The 16,870-nt window shown below is 64.0% G+C and carries 14 protein-coding genes; 3 read left to right on the top strand and 11 right to left on the bottom strand.

Annotation, left to right across the window (positions count from 1 at the left end; genetic code table 11):
* Positions 1-9 precede the first annotated feature (9 nt).
* From C4K38_RS18680 to tssA, 11 genes are all read right to left on the bottom strand, one after another.
* Positions 10-2,235: a type VI secretion system Vgr family protein gene (locus C4K38_RS18680; protein ID WP_053279682.1), complete on the bottom strand. Its 2,226-nt coding sequence runs from the start codon at positions 2,233-2,235 to the stop codon at positions 10-12.
* A 30-nt stretch (positions 2,236-2,265) separates the two neighbouring features.
* On the bottom strand, positions 2,266-4,989 hold the full coding sequence (gene tssH, locus C4K38_RS18675; protein ID WP_053279681.1) for a type VI secretion system ATPase TssH: 2,724 nt from the start codon (positions 4,987-4,989) through the stop codon (positions 2,266-2,268).
* A complete protein-coding gene (gene tssG / locus C4K38_RS18670; protein WP_053279680.1) occupies positions 4,982-6,016 on the bottom strand; it encodes a type VI secretion system baseplate subunit TssG in 1,035 nt (344 codons plus the stop codon). The genes tssH and tssG overlap by 8 nt, the downstream gene beginning before the upstream one ends.
* The gene (gene tssF / locus C4K38_RS18665; protein WP_053279679.1) at positions 5,998-7,857 is read right to left on the bottom strand and encodes a type VI secretion system baseplate subunit TssF; all 1,860 of its coding nucleotides are present in this window, start codon (positions 7,855-7,857) and stop codon (positions 5,998-6,000) included. Before tssF ends, tssG begins: the two co-directional genes overlap by 19 nt.
* Complete coding sequence (gene tssE, locus C4K38_RS18660) at positions 7,854-8,369, bottom strand: type VI secretion system baseplate subunit TssE (RefSeq protein WP_053279678.1); 516 nt, start codon at positions 8,367-8,369, stop codon at positions 7,854-7,856. Before tssE ends, tssF begins: the two co-directional genes overlap by 4 nt.
* Before the next feature lie 150 nt (positions 8,370-8,519).
* Positions 8,520-8,960: a hypothetical protein gene (locus C4K38_RS18655; RefSeq protein WP_025810255.1), complete on the bottom strand. Its 441-nt coding sequence runs from the start codon at positions 8,958-8,960 to the stop codon at positions 8,520-8,522.
* Complete coding sequence (locus C4K38_RS18650; RefSeq protein ID WP_025810257.1) at positions 8,957-9,388, bottom strand: type VI secretion system amidase effector protein Tae4; 432 nt, start codon at positions 9,386-9,388, stop codon at positions 8,957-8,959. Before C4K38_RS18650 ends, C4K38_RS18655 begins: the two co-directional genes overlap by 4 nt.
* A 74-nt stretch (positions 9,389-9,462) precedes the next feature.
* Positions 9,463-9,951 (bottom strand): Hcp family type VI secretion system effector, encoded by a 489-nt coding sequence (locus C4K38_RS18645; protein ID WP_009044340.1) that lies wholly within the window; start codon positions 9,949-9,951, stop codon positions 9,463-9,465.
* Positions 9,952-10,048: 97 nt separating this feature from the next.
* Complete coding sequence (tssC, locus tag C4K38_RS18640) at positions 10,049-11,545, bottom strand: type VI secretion system contractile sheath large subunit (RefSeq protein ID WP_025810259.1); 1,497 nt, start codon at positions 11,543-11,545, stop codon at positions 10,049-10,051.
* A gap of 15 nt (positions 11,546-11,560) precedes the next feature.
* Entirely contained in the window at positions 11,561-12,076 is a 516-nt protein-coding gene (gene tssB / locus C4K38_RS18635) for a type VI secretion system contractile sheath small subunit (protein WP_009049566.1), read from the bottom strand.
* A gap of 55 nt (positions 12,077-12,131) precedes the next feature.
* Positions 12,132-13,157 carry a type VI secretion system protein TssA gene (tssA, locus tag C4K38_RS18630; RefSeq protein ID WP_053279677.1) on the bottom strand — a complete coding sequence of 342 codons (1,026 nt, stop codon included), beginning with the start codon at positions 13,155-13,157 and terminating at the stop codon, positions 12,132-12,134.
* A 381-nt stretch (positions 13,158-13,538) separates the two neighbouring features.
* On the opposite strand from tssA, the gene tagH reads away from it, so the two are divergent.
* The 3 genes from tagH to tssK all read left to right on the top strand — a co-directional run bounded on the left by tagH (position 13,539) and on the right by tssK (position 16,869).
* Complete coding sequence (tagH, locus tag C4K38_RS18625) at positions 13,539-14,936, top strand: type VI secretion system-associated FHA domain protein TagH (protein WP_053279676.1); 1,398 nt, start codon at positions 13,539-13,541, stop codon at positions 14,934-14,936.
* A gap of 110 nt (positions 14,937-15,046) precedes the next feature.
* Positions 15,047-15,514 carry a type VI secretion system lipoprotein TssJ gene (gene tssJ / locus C4K38_RS18620; RefSeq protein ID WP_053279675.1) on the top strand — a complete coding sequence of 156 codons (468 nt, stop codon included), beginning with the start codon at positions 15,047-15,049 and terminating at the stop codon, positions 15,512-15,514.
* A gap of 20 nt (positions 15,515-15,534) precedes the next feature.
* Complete coding sequence (tssK, locus tag C4K38_RS18615) at positions 15,535-16,869, top strand: type VI secretion system baseplate subunit TssK (protein WP_053279674.1); 1,335 nt, start codon at positions 15,535-15,537, stop codon at positions 16,867-16,869.
* Position 16,870 lies beyond the last annotated feature (1 nt).

Genomic DNA, 16,870 nt, shown 5'->3' with positions numbered 1-16,870 from the left:
GCTCCATGCTCAGTTCTGCAGAATCTTCTGGCCTTTGACCACAACGTTCCTGTTGGCCTTGATGTTGATGGCGCCGGAGCCGTCGATGGTGATGTCCTTGCCGCGAATCATGATGGTGCCGTCCTTCTTCATGGTGATGCTGGCCGCGCCCGTGGTCAGGGTGATGGAGTCGCCGGCGGTGAGGGAGAAGTTCTTGCCGACGTCCAGGCTGTCGTTCTGCTGGATGTTGGTGGTGCGGTTCTGGTTAACGTCGCGGGATTCGTTCTGGCCGATCTGGGTACTCTGGTTGCCGTTGATCTCGATACCTTCGTTGCCCTTGACCGATTCGTTGCGGTTGCCGGTGATGTCGATGGTCTCGTTGCCGCCCACGTCTTCGGTGCGGTTGCTGACGATGGTGATGGTTTCGTTGGCACCGACCTTTTCCGTGCGATCCGCGCCTATGGTGATGCGCTCGTTGTTGCCCACGTCCTCGGTGCGATTGGCGCCGATGGTGATTTTCTCGTCGCTGCCGACATCCTCGGTACGGTTCACGCCGATGGAGATGGTCTCGTTATTGCCGACCTTTTCCTTGCGATCCACCCCGATGGTGATGGTTTCGTTGTTATCGACGGTTTCGGTGCGGTCGTGTTTGACGTGCACGGTCTCGTCGTTGTCGATGGTCTTGCTGCGGTCGTGGCCGACCCAGTGGGTCTCGTCGTTTTCGACCTCGATGTCCTGGTTCTTCTCGGCGTGGATGAACAACTGCTCCGCGCCTTTCTTGTCTTCCATGCGGATTTCATTGAAGTTGGCCGGCGAGCCCTCCTTGCTCGAGCGGCTTTTCACCCCGCTCTGGGTGGCATTGGCCGGCAGCTCGTAGGGCACGGTCTGTTCGGCGTTATAGACGCGGCCGGTGATGATCGGGCGATCAGGGTCGCCTTCGAGGAAACCGACTATCACTTCCTGGCCGATCCGCGGGATCTGCACCGACCCCCAGTTCTTGCCGGCCCAGGCCTGTGACACGCGCATCCAGCAGGAGCTGTTTTCGTTGGATTGGTCGTGGCGATCCCAATAGAAATGCACCTTGACCCGGCCATACTGGTCGGTCCAGATCTCCTCGCCAGCGGGGCCTACCACCCTGGCGGTCTGCGGCCCGCGGACAATGGGCAGGGGGGTCAGGGGCAGGGGGCGGAAGGCCTGGCTGGCGTCCATGCAGTCCAGCTCGCTGATGAACTGCTCGGCCAGGTCCAGTTGCCCGCTTTCATACAGCTCCTGGCGGATCTGGTAGCGTGCGACCACCACCAGGTATTCGCGATTCTGGTCGGCGCGCTCGTAGCCGGTCAGCTTGAACAGATGCCCGCAGCCCAGGCCACGCGCACGACCGCGCAACTGCACGCGCTCGAACTGGCTGTGAATGGCCTGGATACGGGTGCGTGCGTAATGCTCGCCATCCTTGCTCTGTACGTATTCGCCCGGGTAGTCGTAGAGCGGATGGTCGCCGTTGCTGTGGCTGCGCGACACGCTGGAGCGCACTTCGAGGCTGGCGCCGGGGCGCTGGAAGTCGTAGTCGTTCAACGCCAGCGAGCCAGGCTGGACTTCCCGCGCCAGTTGCCAGTCGTAGAAGTGGTCGCGCTCGCGCATCTGCTGATCGGGCGGGTAGAAGGGCACCGAGGCGTAGTTGGCCACCGTCGAGTGGGCGCCGTAGGCGTCGGCCAGCACCAGGATATGACGCGCTTTCTCATGGCGGAAGTAGTAGTAGATGCCTTCCTGCTCCATCAGCCGGCTGATGAAGTCGAAGCTGGTCTCGCGGTATTGCACGCAGTATTCCCACTCGCGGTAGCTGCCGCTCAGGCTGTCTTCGAAATCGGAGAAACCGAGGTCGCGGAACACCTGCTTGATGATGTCCGGCACTGTCTTGTTCTGGAAAATCCGGCAGTCCGAAGTCCGTGTGAGCAGCCAGAACCAGGGCCGCAGGCTGACCCGATAGCCGGCGAACTGGCCGTGGCCGGTCAGTTGCCGGCAGCCGCAGGCAATGCCGTGAAAGTAGCGTTTGCCGCCGTCGTGCAGCTCCAGGGTCAGGCCCATCGGTTTGCCCAGCAACTGGTCGAACTTGATCGCCCGGTCTTCGGAGGTGAGGTCCAGTTCGTAATGGAACAACCGCCCCAGCTCCTCGCTGCCTTCCATGCCCTGCAACAGCAGGACCTCGCCGCCGAGGGGGCTGTCGACCTGCACCAGGCGGGTGCTTTGCGTGATTGCCATAAACGGCTTCCTCTGGCTCGCGTTCGGGCGTCAGTCGGTCGTCTCGGAACTCTGCGGGTCGAATAGGTAATGCAGCGCATTGTCCCGCTGGCTGATGCGCACGCCCGCCAGCGGCTTGCCCTCGAGCATGCGGGTGAGAAATTCCCGGCTCATGTCCGGCAACAGGGTATTGGTCAGGATGGCGTCGATCATCCGTCCGCCGCTCTCGATCTCGGTGCAGCGCGAGACGATCAGGTCGACCACGCTGTCGTCGTAGGCGAAGGGCACCTTGTGTCCGCTTTCCACGCGCTTCTTGATCCGTTCCAGTTGCAGGCGGGTGATGGCCTTGAGCATCTCGTCGCTCAGCGGGTAGTAGGGGACGGTCACCAGGCGCCCGAGCAGGGCCGGCGGGAAGACCTCGAGCAATGGCTCGCGCAAAGCCTTGGCGATGGCATCGGGATCGGGCAGCCGTTGCGGGTTGCGGCACAGGCTGGCGATCATTTCGGTGCCGGCATTGGTGGTGAGCAGGATCAGGCAGTTCTTGAAATCGATCAGGCGGCCTTCGCCGTCCTCCATTACCCCCTTGTCGAACACCTGGAAGAAGATCTCGTGCACGTCCGGGTGGGCCTTTTCCACCTCGTCCAGTAACACCACGCTGTAGGGTTTGCGCCGCACCGCCTCGGTCAGCACGCCGCCTTCGCCGTAGCCGACATAGCCGGGCGGGGCACCCTTGAGGGTGGAGACGGTGTGCGCCTCCTGGAACTCGCTCATGTTGATGGTGATGATGTTCTGCTCGCCGCCGTACAGGGCCTCGGCCAGGGCCAGGGCGGTTTCGGTCTTGCCCACGCCCGAGGTGCCGGCGAGGAGGAATACGCCAATCGGTTTGCTGGGGTTGTCCAGCCCGGCGCGGGAGGTCTGGATGCGCTTGGCGATCATCGCCAGGGCATGGTCCTGGCCGATGATGCGTTTTTTCATGTGCTCGTCGAGCCTGAGCACAGTGTCGATTTCGTTGCGCGCCATGCGCCCGACCGGGATGCCGGTCCAGTCGGCGACCACCGCGGCGACCGCCTGGTAATCCACGGTGGGCAGAATCAACGGGCTTTCGCCCTGCAAGGTCGCCAGGCGGCTCTGCAGGTCATGGAGCTTGTCGCGCAATGCGGTGCGTTCGGCTGCATCCAGGCGCGGCGATGGCGCATCGGCTTCGCTAGCGCTGTCATCCAGCGGTTCGGCGGCGGCGCGCAGGGTGGCGCGGGTCGCCAGCAGTTCATCGACCAGGGCTTTCTCTTCGCTCCAGCGACTCTCCAGGGTCGCCAGGCGTTGGCGTTCCTCGCCGAGGGCCGCCTCGACATCCTGTTGGCGGGTACCGATGGCAATGCCAATCGCCAGCTCGCGGCCGATGATCACCTGTTCGGTGCTCAGCGCCTCGATGCGTCGGCGGCTGTCGTCCACCTCCGCCGGTACCGCATGCAGGCTGATGGCGACCCGCGCGCAGGCGGTGTCGAGCAGGCTCACCGACTTGTCCGGCAGCTGCCGGGCCGGAATATAACGGTGCGACAGCTTGACCGCGGCCTCCAGCGCCTCGTCGAGGATCTGCACCTTGTGGTGCTGCTCCATGGTCGAGGCGACGCCGCGCATCATCAGGATCGCCTTGGCCTCGGACGGCTCGTCGACCTGCACCACCTGGAAGCGCCGGGTCAGGGCGGGGTCCTTCTCGATGTGCTTTTTGTATTCGGCCCAGGTGGTTGCCGCCACCGTGCGCAGGGTGCCACGGGCCAAGGCCGGCTTGAGCAGGTTGGCGGCATCGCCGGTACCGGCCGCGCCGCCGGCGCCGACCAGGGTATGGGCCTCGTCGATAAACAGGATGATCGGCCTGGGCGAGGCCTGCACATCCTCGATGACCTGGCGCAGGCGCTGTTCAAACTCGCCCTTCATGCTCGCGCCGGCTTGCAACAGGCCGACGTCCAGGCTGCGCAGTTCGACGTCCTTGAGGCTCGGCGGCACGTCGCCGGCGACGATACGCAGGGCGAAGCCCTCGACCACCGCGGTCTTGCCGACCCCGGCCTCGCCGGTGAGGATGGGGTTGTTCTGCCGGCGGCGCATCAGGATGTCGACCAGTTGGCGAATCTCCTCGTCGCGCCCGACTATGGGGTCGAGCTTGCCGCTGCGGGCCTGTTCGGTGAGGTCCACAGTAAAGCGCTTGAGCGCCTCCTGCTTGCCCAGCGCGCTGGGCGCCATGGCGCCGCTCGCTTCGCCCGGCGTGGCGGCAGCGTTGAAACCGTCGCTGGCGGCCAGGCCGTTTTCCGGCGAGTCGCCGAGGTATTCGTCGAAGCGCTCGATCAGGTGCTCCACCTTGATCTTGTCGAACTCGCGGGAGATGGCCGAGAGCGCGTGGCGCAGGCTCGGTGTCTTGAGCATGCCGACGACCAGGTAGGCGCTGCGCACCTGGCTCTCGCCGAACAGCAGACTGCCATAGACCCAGCCGCGCTCCGCGGCTTCCTCGACCTGCAAGGACAGGTCGGTGATCGAGGTCGAGCCGCGCGGCAGGCGGTCCAGGGCGTCGGTGATATCCCTGGACAGGCGCGCCGGGTCGAGGCTGAACTGGCGGACCAGGCGGTGCAAGTCGCTGTCCTGCAATTGCAGGAGCTGATGCAGCCAATGCACCAGTTCCACATAGGGGTTGCCGCGCAGTTTGCAGAACACGGTGGCGGCTTCGATGGCCTTGTAGGCCGGGCTGTTCAACTTGCCGAACAGCGCGACGCGGCTGATCTCACTCATGATCGCAACTCCTTGAAGGGGGGGTATGGCTGGCGTATTCGCGGGCCAGCAGCAGGTCGCCGGCATCTGTCGACGGGCTGCCGAGCCAGGTGTCGAAGCCCAGGCGGGTCTGGCCGTCAAGATCGATGCGCGGCACTTCCTGGTGCCGCAGCAGCAGATTGACTTCCCAATCCAGCTCCTCGCCCTGGTACTCGGCGACCCAGGCGGCCAGTTCGCCGAAGCTTTCCTGGCCGGGCAGCAGGCGTCGGTATTGCTCCAGGCTCAAAGGCCCCAGGCGGATGCGGAATTTATGCTGGCGATCCCAGACGTGGGTGCCCAGGCTCAGGTCGCTGCCGAGCGAGCAGAGCGCCACGCCCAGCTGGCTGCGCTGCGGCAACTCCAGCCACTGGCCGATGTATTCCTCGATGCTCACCGGCACGCCGAAGTAGTCTTCCAGGATGGCGCGCAAGCCGTCCGGGTAGCGGGTCTGCGCCGCCAGGTGGCCGGTGAAGTGGTAACGCGCCGAGTCGGCGATCGGGCCCTGGCCGAGCAGGCTGGTCATGCCCCGTCCGGACAGCGCGGCCAGGCGCATCGACCAGTAGTCGTGGTCGGGGCGGTCATGGCTGACGGTTGGCCGGGCCTCGGCCCAGGCGCGGTAGAACAGGCACAGCAAGCGGTGATTGAACACGTCGAGAAAGCGCGTGAAGGTGGCGTCGTCGTTGTTGCGCTGACGATCGCGGGCGTATTCGGTCAGGTGTAGCGGCAGCGGGCCGTTGGGCCCGGTCATGCCGAAGAAGAACTGCTCGATGCGCGGCGCGGCGCCCTCGGGGTCGGTCTCGATGCTGGCCAGGGTCGAGGGGGCGAAGCCGCAGTCGGGTTTCTGCCCCAGGCGCAGCGGGTCGTCGTGCAAGCGCAGGGAATGGCCGATGCGCGGCCGGTCGCTGGCCTCGCACTCGATGCGCCGCAGCGCCTGGAAGAAGTCGTAGGCCCAGGGCTCGTCGGCCATCCGGGCGATGCTGTGCAGCGGTTTCAGAGGTTCGGTCGACATCCGGGGTGCGCCTGCCATCGCATGATTTCGCCGCGCTCGGTGGTGCGCAGTACGGTTTCGGTGAAGCTGTTGATCGACACGTAACGGGCCAGGAAGCGCTCGAACACCGCGCCCAGCAGGTACACGCCGGTGCCGCGGAAGGCGTTTTCGTCGAACTCCAGGCTGATCTCCAGGCCACGGCCAAAAACGATCGGTCCCGGCATCGGCAACCTGCGGGTGCAGGGCGTGCTGCGCACCTGGCGCAGGCCCTCGATCTGCAACTGCAGCGCCGCATCGCCGGGATCGCCGTACAGGCGCAGCAACTCCCGTAGCGCCGCGGCACCCTGGCCCTGTTCGCTCAGCGACAGGTAGTTCAGCGATAGCTGGCTGATCAGCCGCCAGGCGCTGGCATCGTGGGCGCGGCTCGGCCGCGGCCGGCTTGGCCCGGCCAGGCAGCGCACGGCCAGCACCGGGGCGCTGTCTTCCAGGGTGAAATCGCTTTTGCCGGTACCCACCGGCATCAGCAGCGGCAGGTCGCGGTTGGTGCACAGGGCGCTGAGACCGAGCTGGCGCAAGTCGTGGCGGTAGGGCGCCTGGTTGACATCCACCAGCGAGACGAAGGTTTCGCTGCCGATATAGGTCGAGCGTGGCCCGCGGCGTCGTTGCTGGCTGGACAAGCGCCGCTGTTCGCGGCGGACGATGTAGTAGGCCTGCTCGCGGCCATAACGCAGCGGATCGCGGATCGCATAGAACGGCTGGAACGGCTGCTCGGGGCCGCTGCCATGGCCGGTGACCTGGGTCAGGGAATGAATCTCGAAATCCAGCGGCCGGGTGCGGTCGGCGATCACCTGGTGCTCATGCACCCGCTCGCTCAGGTGAATGCGATCGGTGCGGCGTGGAAACAGGTTCACCGCCGGGGTGCAGAAGGGCGCGAATTGGGCCGCCGACACCGTGCCTTCCAGGGTGCTGTCGAGACGATCGAACAGCACCACCAACTCCAGTTCCTGGCCGCTGCAGCGCTGCACACCGGCGCTCAGCCCGGTGAAGTCGACGAACAGGAAGCGGTTGGGCAGGGCGAAATACTCCTGCAGCAGGCGATACCCCTGGAAGGCCCGGGGCACCACCGGCAGCACCGCGTCCTGATCGTCGAAGCCGCGCGCTTTGAGGCTCTCCAGAGGCAGGCGCTCGGCCCAGTCGCCGTCGAGGCTCTTGATAAACACAGCGCAGGCGTTGCCGAGCAGTTGCTCGTACAGACGGAAAGGTTGCTCGTCGGCGCCGTTGAGGTAGAGCGGCAGGCTGTCCAGCGCCAGGGCGTTGAACGGCAACCCGGCGCCGCAGCGCAGGCGCAGGCGCAGCCCGGCCTTGGCCTTGGGTTCGCTGGCGGCCAGCCGGCCGAGGGTCGCCGCCGGGTTGCCGAAGTATTCGGCATGGCTGATCTGCAACGGCCACAGCGTCACCGCATGGGCGCTACGGTATTCGCAGGCGGTCTGCTCGCCATGGCCCAGTTGGCCGCGCAGGGCGGCGTGGCGTTCGACCCTGAAGCCGCTGGTCAGTGAGCCCTCGTTGGGGTCGGCGACCAGCTGTACCACCACCACCGAAGGGGTTGGCGCCAGGTAATGGGGGTAGGCGACTTCCAGCAGATTGTGGGTAAAGGTCGGGTATTCGGCGTCCAGCTTCAGGTGGACCCGCGCGCTCAGGTAGGCGAAGCCCTCCAGCAGACGCTCGACATAGGGGTCGGCGCATTCGATGTCGGACAGGGTCAGGCGGCTGGCAATCTTGGGGAATTCCTGGGCGAACTCGGCGGCGCTCTCGCGGATATGCTGCAGCTCCTGGTTGTAATACTCGAGCATGCGCGGGTTCATCGGCGTCTCCTGACGGGCTCGGCCGGCGTCACCTTGACGTGTCCGGTTTCCAGGTCGAGGGCGGTGCTGAGCAGCAAGCGCAGGGGCACCGGCTCGGCCCACAGATCGCCCTCGATCTCGAAGCTCAGGGCGTTGTGGCTCATGTCATTGCCGTCGAGTTGTGCGCGCACCTTCAGCGAGCCTTTGAGGATGCGCGGTTCGAACGCGGCGATGGTGTCGCTGAACAAGGCTTCGATGGCCTGTACATCGACACTCGAGGCGGTGTGTCCGGCCAGGGGCGGCAGGCCGAAATTCAGCACCGAGCTGCCCGCTGGCATCTGCGCGGCCTGCTCCGGATCGAACAGCACGCAGGTATTGAACAGCCAGGCCAGATCGCGCAGCACCGAAGCTTTGAGCTGGTTCATCGACATGACGCGGCGCTCGGCGGCTTCTTTCGGGTTGTGCGGATCGTCGTCGGTCAGGCGATCGAGCAACGAGGGTTGCAGACGTTCTTGCAGGGTCAGTTCGGCCATCTTCAGTTATTCCTGTCGGCGCAGCCGAGGCTGCGCAGCTGATCCCGCAGGGCCCAGAGGGCGCCGCCCAACTTACCTGCACGCACCGGCTGCTCGGCGTTCATCGCGGTCTCCTTATTCGCAGGCTTCGAACCGAGCCCTTGCGTGCGTTCAAACGTCGGGTTCGAACAAGCCGATAAACACTTTCTCATCCCACTGGAATGGCGGGCAGGCGGCCACCCGGCTCACCGCCGACGAGGCTTCCAGACCCTTCCCGGTGCTGCGTATCGCCTGGATCTCGGTGCGGCAATCCCGACTGGGCGAGGGCATGGGCTCGCTGCTTTCCACCAGGATCACCTGGCGTGCACCCACCTGCTTGGTGCGCAGCGCGCCGCTGGCATCCCGATGGAACTGGCAAGGCCATTTCAGGCTCAGGTCGATGCCAGGTTGCTCCGGAACCAGCAAGCGACAGTTGCCATTGCGCTCTTCCAGCAGCAGATCCTGGGCAAGGAAGCGCGCCTGGGTGGGGTTATCGACCGGGTTCTGCGCACAGGCCGGAAAGATCAGGCACGACAAGCCCGCGGCGACAAGGCGAAGCAGGTGTCGACTCATGACAGCTCCCAGAACCACACCTGGGCGGAATGGTTGGCCGGGTCGTCGTAGGTCTTGGTGAAACCGCGGCTCCACAGGTCGATATGGTCGCCGGCCGCGCGAGTCTCGCCACTGCGGGTAAAGCAATCCTTGAAAAAAATGATGCCGCTCTTCTCCGTGAGCTGCAGCTTGGCCTTGGCGGCGTCGGTGAAGATGCTCGGCCGGCCCAGATGCTGTCGCCACAGCCAGTTCGCTAGCGACTCGGCACCGCGGGCGTGGCCGTGGCTGCAGCGCGGTTCGGAATAGGTGTGGGCATCCACCTGGATGCTTCGCTCGGCGTTGAGCGTAATGCTCATGCGGATCGCGCATTGATTTTCCCAACCGCCATCGCAAGGCTGGCTTTCAGTCGGATAGTTGTTCCACAGATTGATGAATGCGGGTCTGGCCATTATCGAACCTCCTGTTGCGCCCTGGCCTTACTACAAGACGAGCACCCTGCGCCGTGGCAGCAGGGTGGCTGTCGTCACACCTTGACGTTCTGGCGGATATTCCAGCCGTACTTGACCGGGCCGCCGTCCTTGGAGCCGTCCTGTTTCTGCGGCTGGTAGTCGACCAGCACCTGGCCGAAATTCAGCGCGATGTTTTCGGTCAGGCGATCCGCGCCGCCGCTGCCGCCGGTGCCGATCGAGGACACCAGGACCTCCTTTAGGGTGATGGTCAGGTACTCGACCGGATCGTCGCCGCCGGCCTTGCGCACCGTCAGCTTGGCCTCGTCGTAATGCTTGCCGCTGGAGCAGGCCATCATCAGGTTGGGGGAGGATTTGTCCACCCACTTGGTCAACGTCAGGTCATGGATATTGACCTTGCCGGCACCGCCGCCACCGCCCACATGCATGTTGCCGGACTGGGCCATGGCCCAGCTCCAGGAGAGCACGTCGATCTCCTCCTTGTGGTTCTTGTCCTGGGACTCGCCCTTGACGTCGCCGATCTTGATAAACATATCAACAGCCATCATGCCTCCTTGAGTGGTCTACACCACTGTGCTCCAGCGATTGGCCACGCTGTGTTGCAGTGCACCCGCCACCACGGCGGGTGCCACCTGGGATGGATCAAACCGCCTTGGCGGATGGAAGCTTGGATACCAGCCGTAGCGATACCGTGAGCCCTTCGAGCTGGTAGTGCGGGCGCAGGTAGAACTTCGAGCTGTAGTAACCGGGATTGCCCTCGATTTCCTCGACCACCACCTCCGCCGCGGCCAAGGGATGCTGCGCCTTGGTGGTTTCGGTGGAGTGGGCCGGGTCGCCGTCCACGTAATTGAGAATCCAGTTCTGCAGCCAGCGCTGCATGTCGTCCTTTTCCTTGAACGAGCCGATCTTGTCGCGAACGATGCACTTCAGGTAATGGGCGAAGCGGCAGGTGGCGAACAGGTAGGGTAGGCGTGCCGCCAGGTTGGCGTTGGCGGTGGCGTCGGGGTCGTCATACTCGGCCGGTTTCTGCAGCGATTGCGCGCCGATGAAGGCGGCGAGGTCGGTGTTCTTCTTGTGCAGCAGCGGCATGAAACCGTTCTTTGCCAGCTCCGCCTCGCGCCGGTCGGCGATGGCGATTTCGGTCGGGCACTTCATGTCCACGCCACCGTCGTCGGTGGGGAAGGTGTGCGTCGGCAGGTTCGGCACCTCGCCGCCGGACTCCACGCCGCGAATCCGCGAGCACCAGCCATAGAGCTTGAACGAGCGGTTGATGTTCACCGCCATGGCATAGGCCGAGTTGGCCCAGGTGTACTTGGAGCTGTCGGCGCCGGTGGCTTCCTCTTCGAAGGCGAAGGCATCCACCGGGTCGGTCTTGGCGCCGTAGGGCAGGCGGGCGAGGAAACGCGGCATGGTCAGGCCGATGTAGCGCGAATCCTCGGAATCGCGCAGCGAACGCCAGGCAGCGTATTCCGGCGTGGTGAAGATCTTGGTCAGGTCGCGCGGGTTGGACAGCTCCTGCCAGGAGCCCATGCCCATCACCGTCGGCGAGGCAGCACTAATGAAAGGCGCATGCATCGCCGCGCAGACCTTGGCCATCTCGCCGAGCAGCTCGACGTCCGGCGACGACTGGTCGAAGTAGTAATCGCCCACCAGGCAGCCGAACGGCTCGCCGCCGAACTGGCCGTATTCCTCTTCGTACATTTTCTTGAAGATCGGGCTCTGGTCCCAGGCGGTGCCCTTGAACTTCTTCAGGGTCTTGTGCAGGTCGCCCTTGGCGATGCTCATCACGCGGATCTTCAGCTGATCGTCGGTTTCGGTGTTGTTGACCAGGTAGTGCAGGCCGCGCCAGGCGCTTTCCAGTTGCTGGAAATCGGCGTGATGCATGATCAGGTTGACCTGCGCGGTGAGCTTGGCATCGATCGCGGCGATGATCGATTCGATGGATTTGATCGCGTCGTTGGAGATCAGCTCGGTCTTGCTCAGGGCCTGTTCGGCCAGGGTGCGCACGGCGCTTTCCACCGCCTCGCGGGCGTGCTCGGTCTTGGGTTTGAACTCTTGCAGGAGCAGGGCGGCGAAGTCGCTCGGTTGTCCGGTCGCGGCGCCTTCCTGGGCCTGCTGGTCTTTCATCAATTCGGCCATGGTCTGCGTCCTCTGTCAGGCTTGCGGCTCGGGTTCGGTCGGTTTCGGCGCACTGGCCAAGGCCTGCAACAGCGCCGGGTCCTTGATCGCCTTCATGATCATGTCCTCGGCGCCGGTCTTGCCGTCCATGTAGGTCAGCAGATTGGCCAGCTGGGTGCGGGCTTCGAGCAGTTGGTTGAGGGCATCGACCTTGCGCGCCACCGCGGCCGGGCTGAAGTCGTCCATGCTCTCGAACGTGATGTCCAGGCTCAGGTTGCCTTCACCGGTCAGGGCATTGGGCACGTTGAACGCCACCCGCGGTTTCATCGCCTTGAGCCGCGAGTCGAAGTTGTCGACATCGATCTCCAGGAACTTGCGGTCGGCCACCGCCGGCAGCGGCTCGGCGGGCTTGCCGACAAGGTCGGCCATCACCCCCATGACGAAGGGCAACTGCACCTTCTTCTCCGCACCGTAAAGCTCTACGTCGTACTCGATCTGCACCCGGGGAGCACGGTTACGGGCGATGAATTTCTGGCTGCTGGTGTTAGCCATTTTTCCTCCTGCGCTGCCTATGCGGCTGTGTTGGATTGGCGTCGGTTAAGCGTTTTCACTCGGACTGTTCACCTTCAGGCCCGCGCAATTTTTCGAACTGGGAAAAGCCATCCGGAATCAGGTTGCTCACGATGGTGGCGAAATCCGCGCTGACCAGGCTCTTGGCGCGGCTCAAGAGCACGGGCACCGGGCTTGAGGGCTCGTGCCTGGTGTAGTAACCGAGGATGCGGTCGAGGCTGCGCAGCACATCGTCACGGTTGCCGATCTCGCCCGCGAGGCGTGGCGGGGCGGCGGGGGCCGTGGACATGGCGGCATCGATACCCGCGCCGGCCTCCGCGACTGGGCTGGAACCCCCCGGCTGAGGGGCGTGCTCTGCGATGATTTGCACGGCATGCCGAAGCAGTTGCTTGATCGTGCCCAGGTCCGCGCCGCGGTTGGAGCCGACCCGTTCGTTGACCTCACTCTCTATGGTCAACAGCGTGCCATGGGCATCGTTCAGGGCGGCGCGGCAGGCCTCGAGCTGCTCGCCCGCGCAGTCCTGAAAGGCCGCGCCGAGCTGGTCCGAGCTGAGGCTTTCACTGGCGAAGCGCTGCAGGCCCGCGGCATTCAGCGCGGCCCGCAGGCCGACGCTGCCAAAGGCCCGCGAGCTGAGCAGCGGCATGCCCCAGAGCAGGTGGATGACTGGCTCGGCGTTGAGGCCGGCGAGGGCGTTGATCCGGAAAGTGGGGTCATTGTCATCCTCTGCATCCAGCCTGGGATGCAGATCGTCCCAATACTGCGCGAGCAGCTGCTGGATCAGCTGCAACCCTTGCACCAGGCCGGGCAAGCCTTGCAGGGCAATGGCGCTTTGCAGGAAGTAGTTGGCGATGCGCAGGTCTTTGCTGCGCTTGAACAGCTCGACGCAGAGGTCGCGCACCTGGCGCCATTCCGGCGGTGTGGCGGGTAGCACGGCATCGCCCATCTGCCGTTCGGGTTGGCCTTGCGCCGCGCGTTCAAGCTCGAGAAATGCGGCGTCGTACTCAAGGTCGCCGCCACAGGGGGAGTCAGGGGAAATGGTTTCCAACAAGCGCTGTACATCCATCACGGACGTGATCTCCATATCGGCCCGGCAATCGGCGCCCGGTCAGGGCGAGCGCACGAAAAAGTCCCTTTCCTGCGGATGCGTGTTCTATCCAGAGCACTTTCTGGTCATTTCTGAATTCAATAATTGAACTGAAGTTTTAGCCCAGTTCAATTGTTGTCAAGAAACTCTCCGACCAATGGGATGAATCCAGTGATGTTTGAAGATAGGTGGTCGGCGGTGGTTTTTTTAGTTTCTTTTGTTATAGGGATTATTTGAAAAAAGAGAATATAAGCGCAGGAACTTTGACGACACCGAAAACTTTTAGGGGGCTATACTCGGTTTGCACTCGCTGGCATACCCGAGTTGTTGTTATTGAGCAATACCGTACAAGGAGTTCTAATGCCGCTGCGTTTGACAATCACCAGTTATCACAAGCTGACTCCCGGCCAACGCGCGGAGTTCGAGCTTGATCGCGGTGAGCTGAAAATCGGCCGCAACCCCGAGAACGACTGGATACTTCCAGACCCGGAGCGCCTGGTGTCCGGCCAGCATTGCGTCATTCAGCTGCGTGACGGCACCTACTACCTGACCGATACCAGCACCAACGGCGTGCATCTGGTGAATGCCGGCGTGCGCATGCATCGCGGCAACAGCGAGCCCTTACGGGACGGCGAACTGCTGCGCGTCGGCGAGTACGACATTCTGGTGCAGATCAACGGCGCCCCACAGATCATCAATGGCACCCCCGGGATGAACGATCCCTTTACCGGCTTCGATGCGCTGATGCAGCGCCAGGCGCCTGGCGAGATTCCCGGCGCGGCTACGGCGCCCCCCGGCAGGGTACAGATCCAGGCGGGCGGTTCGCCCCTGGACACCAAGCCCGACCTGTTCGATTTTCTCGCGTCCCCGGCGGTGCCCCCACCGGCCCTGGCCGACCACGTGCCGCCCGAACGCCATGACTTTCGCCCGCCTGAGCCGCAGCGGCCCAGCGCCCCCCAGGCCAGCGAAACCGGTACGGCAGCAGCGATTCCGGCGGATTGGGACCCCTTCGCCGAACTGGGCGCGGGCCCGGCGCCGGTGGCGCCGCCCATTGCGCAAGCCCCTCCGCAACCATTGCCAGCGGCACAGGAGAGCATGGCCGGCAGCGCACCCGACCCGGCCGTGCCACGGGCCGCGGTTGCGGCTCCAGCACCTGCCACCGGGAGCAGCGACGAGGTGCTGGAAGCCTTTCTCAGGGGCGCGGGGCTCGAGCAATTGCGCATCGACAGGGGCGAAACCCGCGCTCAAATGGAGGCCGTTGGCCGCAGCTACCGGCATATGGTCGAGGGGTTGATCGAGGTGCTGCGCGCCCGGGCCAGCCTCAAGGGTGAGTTCCGCATGGCCCAGACCATGATCCGCCCGGTGGAGAACAACCCCCTCAAATTCGCCCCCAATGTCGATGAGGCGCTGCTGTTATTACTGCGTTCCGGCAACCAGGCCTTCATGCCGGCCGACCAGGCGATCAAGGAAAGCTTCGACGACCTGAAAGCGCATCAACTGGCCGTCATGGCGGGCGTGCAAGCCTCGATCAAACACCTGCTCAAGCGTTTTCAGCCAGCGGTGCTGGAAGCACGTCTAAGTCAGCCTTCGGGGATTGGCGCTTTGCTACCGGGCAGGCGTCAAGCGCAATACTGGGAGTTGTTCACGGAACTCTATGCAAACATTTCCAGAGAGGCTGAAGATGATTTCGAGGATTTGTTCGGGCGCGAATTCAGTCGTGCTTATGAAGAACAAAGTTCCAAGTTATGCAAAGGCTAAGTGCCATCACTTAGTTGGATAAAGGCTAATGGCTATTAAATAGTGAGTTGATCTTGTTTGGCTATCGGTAGTTTCGATTTGGAATAATAAATGTCAGTGAGGACGACGAAATGCCAAAGTTCTTGTTGTTCGCAACAGTACTACTGCTGACTGCCTGCACTTCGAGTCCGCCGCCCCTTACTCCTACTGTCGTTGTCATGCATATCCAGGCTGCTGCCGATCTGAATCTTTCGGCGGGCGGCCAGGCGACGCCTGTGCGGGTGCGCTTGTATGAATTGAAGAGCGGTGCGGTCTTCAGTCGCGCCGACTATTTCTCCCTGGTGAATGCCACCAGCGCGACCTTGTCCACGGACCTGGTGGCGCAGGACGAATTGCTGATCCAGCCGGGTCAACAACTGACCCTGGAGCGCAAGCTCGACGAGCAGAGCCGTTTGCTCGGCCTGGTGGTGTCCTACCGCGAACTGGACAGCGCCGTGTGGCGCCAGATGGTCAGTATCCCGAGCAATGAAACCACGCCATTGACGGTTTCCCTGACGGCCAGGGCGATCAACGCGGCAGCCACGAAACCCGCGAATTAATTCTGTCGAGGAAGCCGTCCATGTCCTGGAATAACCGTGTGGTGTGGTCCGAAGGAATGTTTCTGCGGCCGCAGCATCTCCAGCAGCATGATCGCTACATGGAAGCCCTGATCGATGGCCGTTGCCGCCCGTTGAGCGCGGGGGGCTGGGGGTTCTCCGAGCTGCGCATCGACGAGTCCCTGCTCAGCCAGGGCAAGGTGGCGATTGTCAGCGCGCGTGGGGTGCTACCCGATGGCACGCCTTTCGACATTCCCGGCGACGATCTGCCGCCGCCGCCACTGAACGTGAACGACAACCTGCGCGATGCGCAGGTCTTTCTGGGCTTGCCGCTCAAGCGTGCCGGCAGCCGCGACACCGTGGGGGAGGGCGAGGCACCGGGCGGCGCGCGTTATATCAGCCAGGTGCGGGAAGTGCGCGATGACAACGCCGCCTTCGAGAGCCGGGCGTCACTGGCGATCGGCGGCAAAGCCCTGCGCCTGCTGACCGAGCGCGACGGCCTCGGCGAATATGCCTGCCTCGGTGTGATCCGGATCCTGGAAAAACGCGCGGACAACGCCGTGCAAGTCGACGAGGACTATATTCCGCCGCTGCTCGATGTGGCCGCCTCCAGCGTGCTGGCGGCCTTTCGCCAAGAGTTGCAAGGGCTGTTGCACCAGCGCGGCGAGGCCCTGGCAGGCAGGGTGGTGGCCTCGGGGGCCGGCGGCGCTTCGGAGATCGCCGACTTTCTACTGCTGCAACTGGTCAATCGCGCCGAGCCCTTGCTCAGCCACCTGGCCCGGTTGAGCCCCTTGCATCCGCAGGACTTCTACCGCGAAGCGGTCTGCCTGGCAGGGGAGTTCGCCACCTTTTCCGCGGCCGGGCGTCGCCCCAGCGACTACCCGGCCTATGCCCACGACGACCTGGCGAGCAGCTTCGCCCCGGTGATGCATGACCTGCGGCAAGCCTTGTCGATGGTCATCGATACCCGCGCCACGCCGATTCCCATCGTCGAGAAGTCCTACGGCGTGCATGTGGCGATGCTGGCCGACAAGAGCCTGCTGGAAATGGCCAGCTTCATCCTGGTGGTACGGGCCGACGTGCCGGCCGAGACCCTGCGCACCCATTTCCCCCAGCAGGCCAAGATCGGCTCGGTGGAACACATCCGCGACCTGGTCAATCTGCAGTTGCCAGGCATCGCCTTGCTGTCCATGCCCGTGGCGCCGCGGCAGATTCCCTATCACGCAGGTTCGAGCTATTTCGAACTGGACCGTGGCAGCGAGCACTGGAAGCAGTTGACCCATTCAGGTGGTTTCGCCTTTCACATCGCCGGCCAGTTCCCGGGCCTGAACCTGGCCTTCTGGGCCATCCGAGGATAGT

Source organism: Pseudomonas chlororaphis subsp. piscium (assembly GCF_003850345.1).
Taxonomy (GTDB): Bacteria; Pseudomonadota; Gammaproteobacteria; order Pseudomonadales; family Pseudomonadaceae; genus Aquipseudomonas; species Aquipseudomonas piscium.
The sequence above is the reverse complement of the archived record's forward strand: the minus strand, read 5'-3'. Positions and strand labels throughout refer to the sequence as shown.

Excerpts from the sequence above, each read along its gene's own strand:
- tssK (WP_053279674.1), top strand. The coding sequence starts at position 15,535 with ATGTCCTGGAATAACCGTGTGGTGTGGTCCGAAGGAATGTTTCTGCGG.
- C4K38_RS18655 (WP_025810255.1), bottom strand. The coding sequence starts at position 8,960 with ATGAGTCGACACCTGCTTCGCCTTGTCGCCGCGGGCTTGTCGTGCCTG.
- C4K38_RS18645 (WP_009044340.1), bottom strand. The coding sequence starts at position 9,951 with ATGGCTGTTGATATGTTTATCAAGATCGGCGACGTCAAGGGCGAGTCC.
- tssC (WP_025810259.1), bottom strand. The coding sequence starts at position 11,545 with ATGGCCGAATTGATGAAAGACCAGCAGGCCCAGGAAGGCGCCGCGACC.
- C4K38_RS18680 (WP_053279682.1), bottom strand. The coding sequence starts at position 2,235 with ATGGCAATCACGCAAAGCACCCGCCTGGTGCAGGTCGACAGCCCCCTC.
- tssJ (WP_053279675.1), top strand. The coding sequence starts at position 15,047 with ATGCCAAAGTTCTTGTTGTTCGCAACAGTACTACTGCTGACTGCCTGC.
- tssF (WP_053279679.1), bottom strand. The coding sequence starts at position 7,857 with ATGAACCCGCGCATGCTCGAGTATTACAACCAGGAGCTGCAGCATATC.
- tssG (WP_053279680.1), bottom strand. The coding sequence starts at position 6,016 with ATGTCGACCGAACCTCTGAAACCGCTGCACAGCATCGCCCGGATGGCC.
- tagH (WP_053279676.1), top strand. The coding sequence starts at position 13,539 with ATGCCGCTGCGTTTGACAATCACCAGTTATCACAAGCTGACTCCCGGC.
- C4K38_RS18650 (WP_025810257.1), bottom strand. The coding sequence starts at position 9,388 with ATGGCCAGACCCGCATTCATCAATCTGTGGAACAACTATCCGACTGAA.
- tssA (WP_053279677.1), bottom strand. The coding sequence starts at position 13,157 with ATGGATGTACAGCGCTTGTTGGAAACCATTTCCCCTGACTCCCCCTGT.
- tssE (WP_053279678.1), bottom strand. The coding sequence starts at position 8,369 with ATGGCCGAACTGACCCTGCAAGAACGTCTGCAACCCTCGTTGCTCGAT.
- tssH (WP_053279681.1), bottom strand. The coding sequence starts at position 4,989 with ATGAGTGAGATCAGCCGCGTCGCGCTGTTCGGCAAGTTGAACAGCCCG.
- tssB (WP_009049566.1), bottom strand. The coding sequence starts at position 12,076 with ATGGCTAACACCAGCAGCCAGAAATTCATCGCCCGTAACCGTGCTCCC.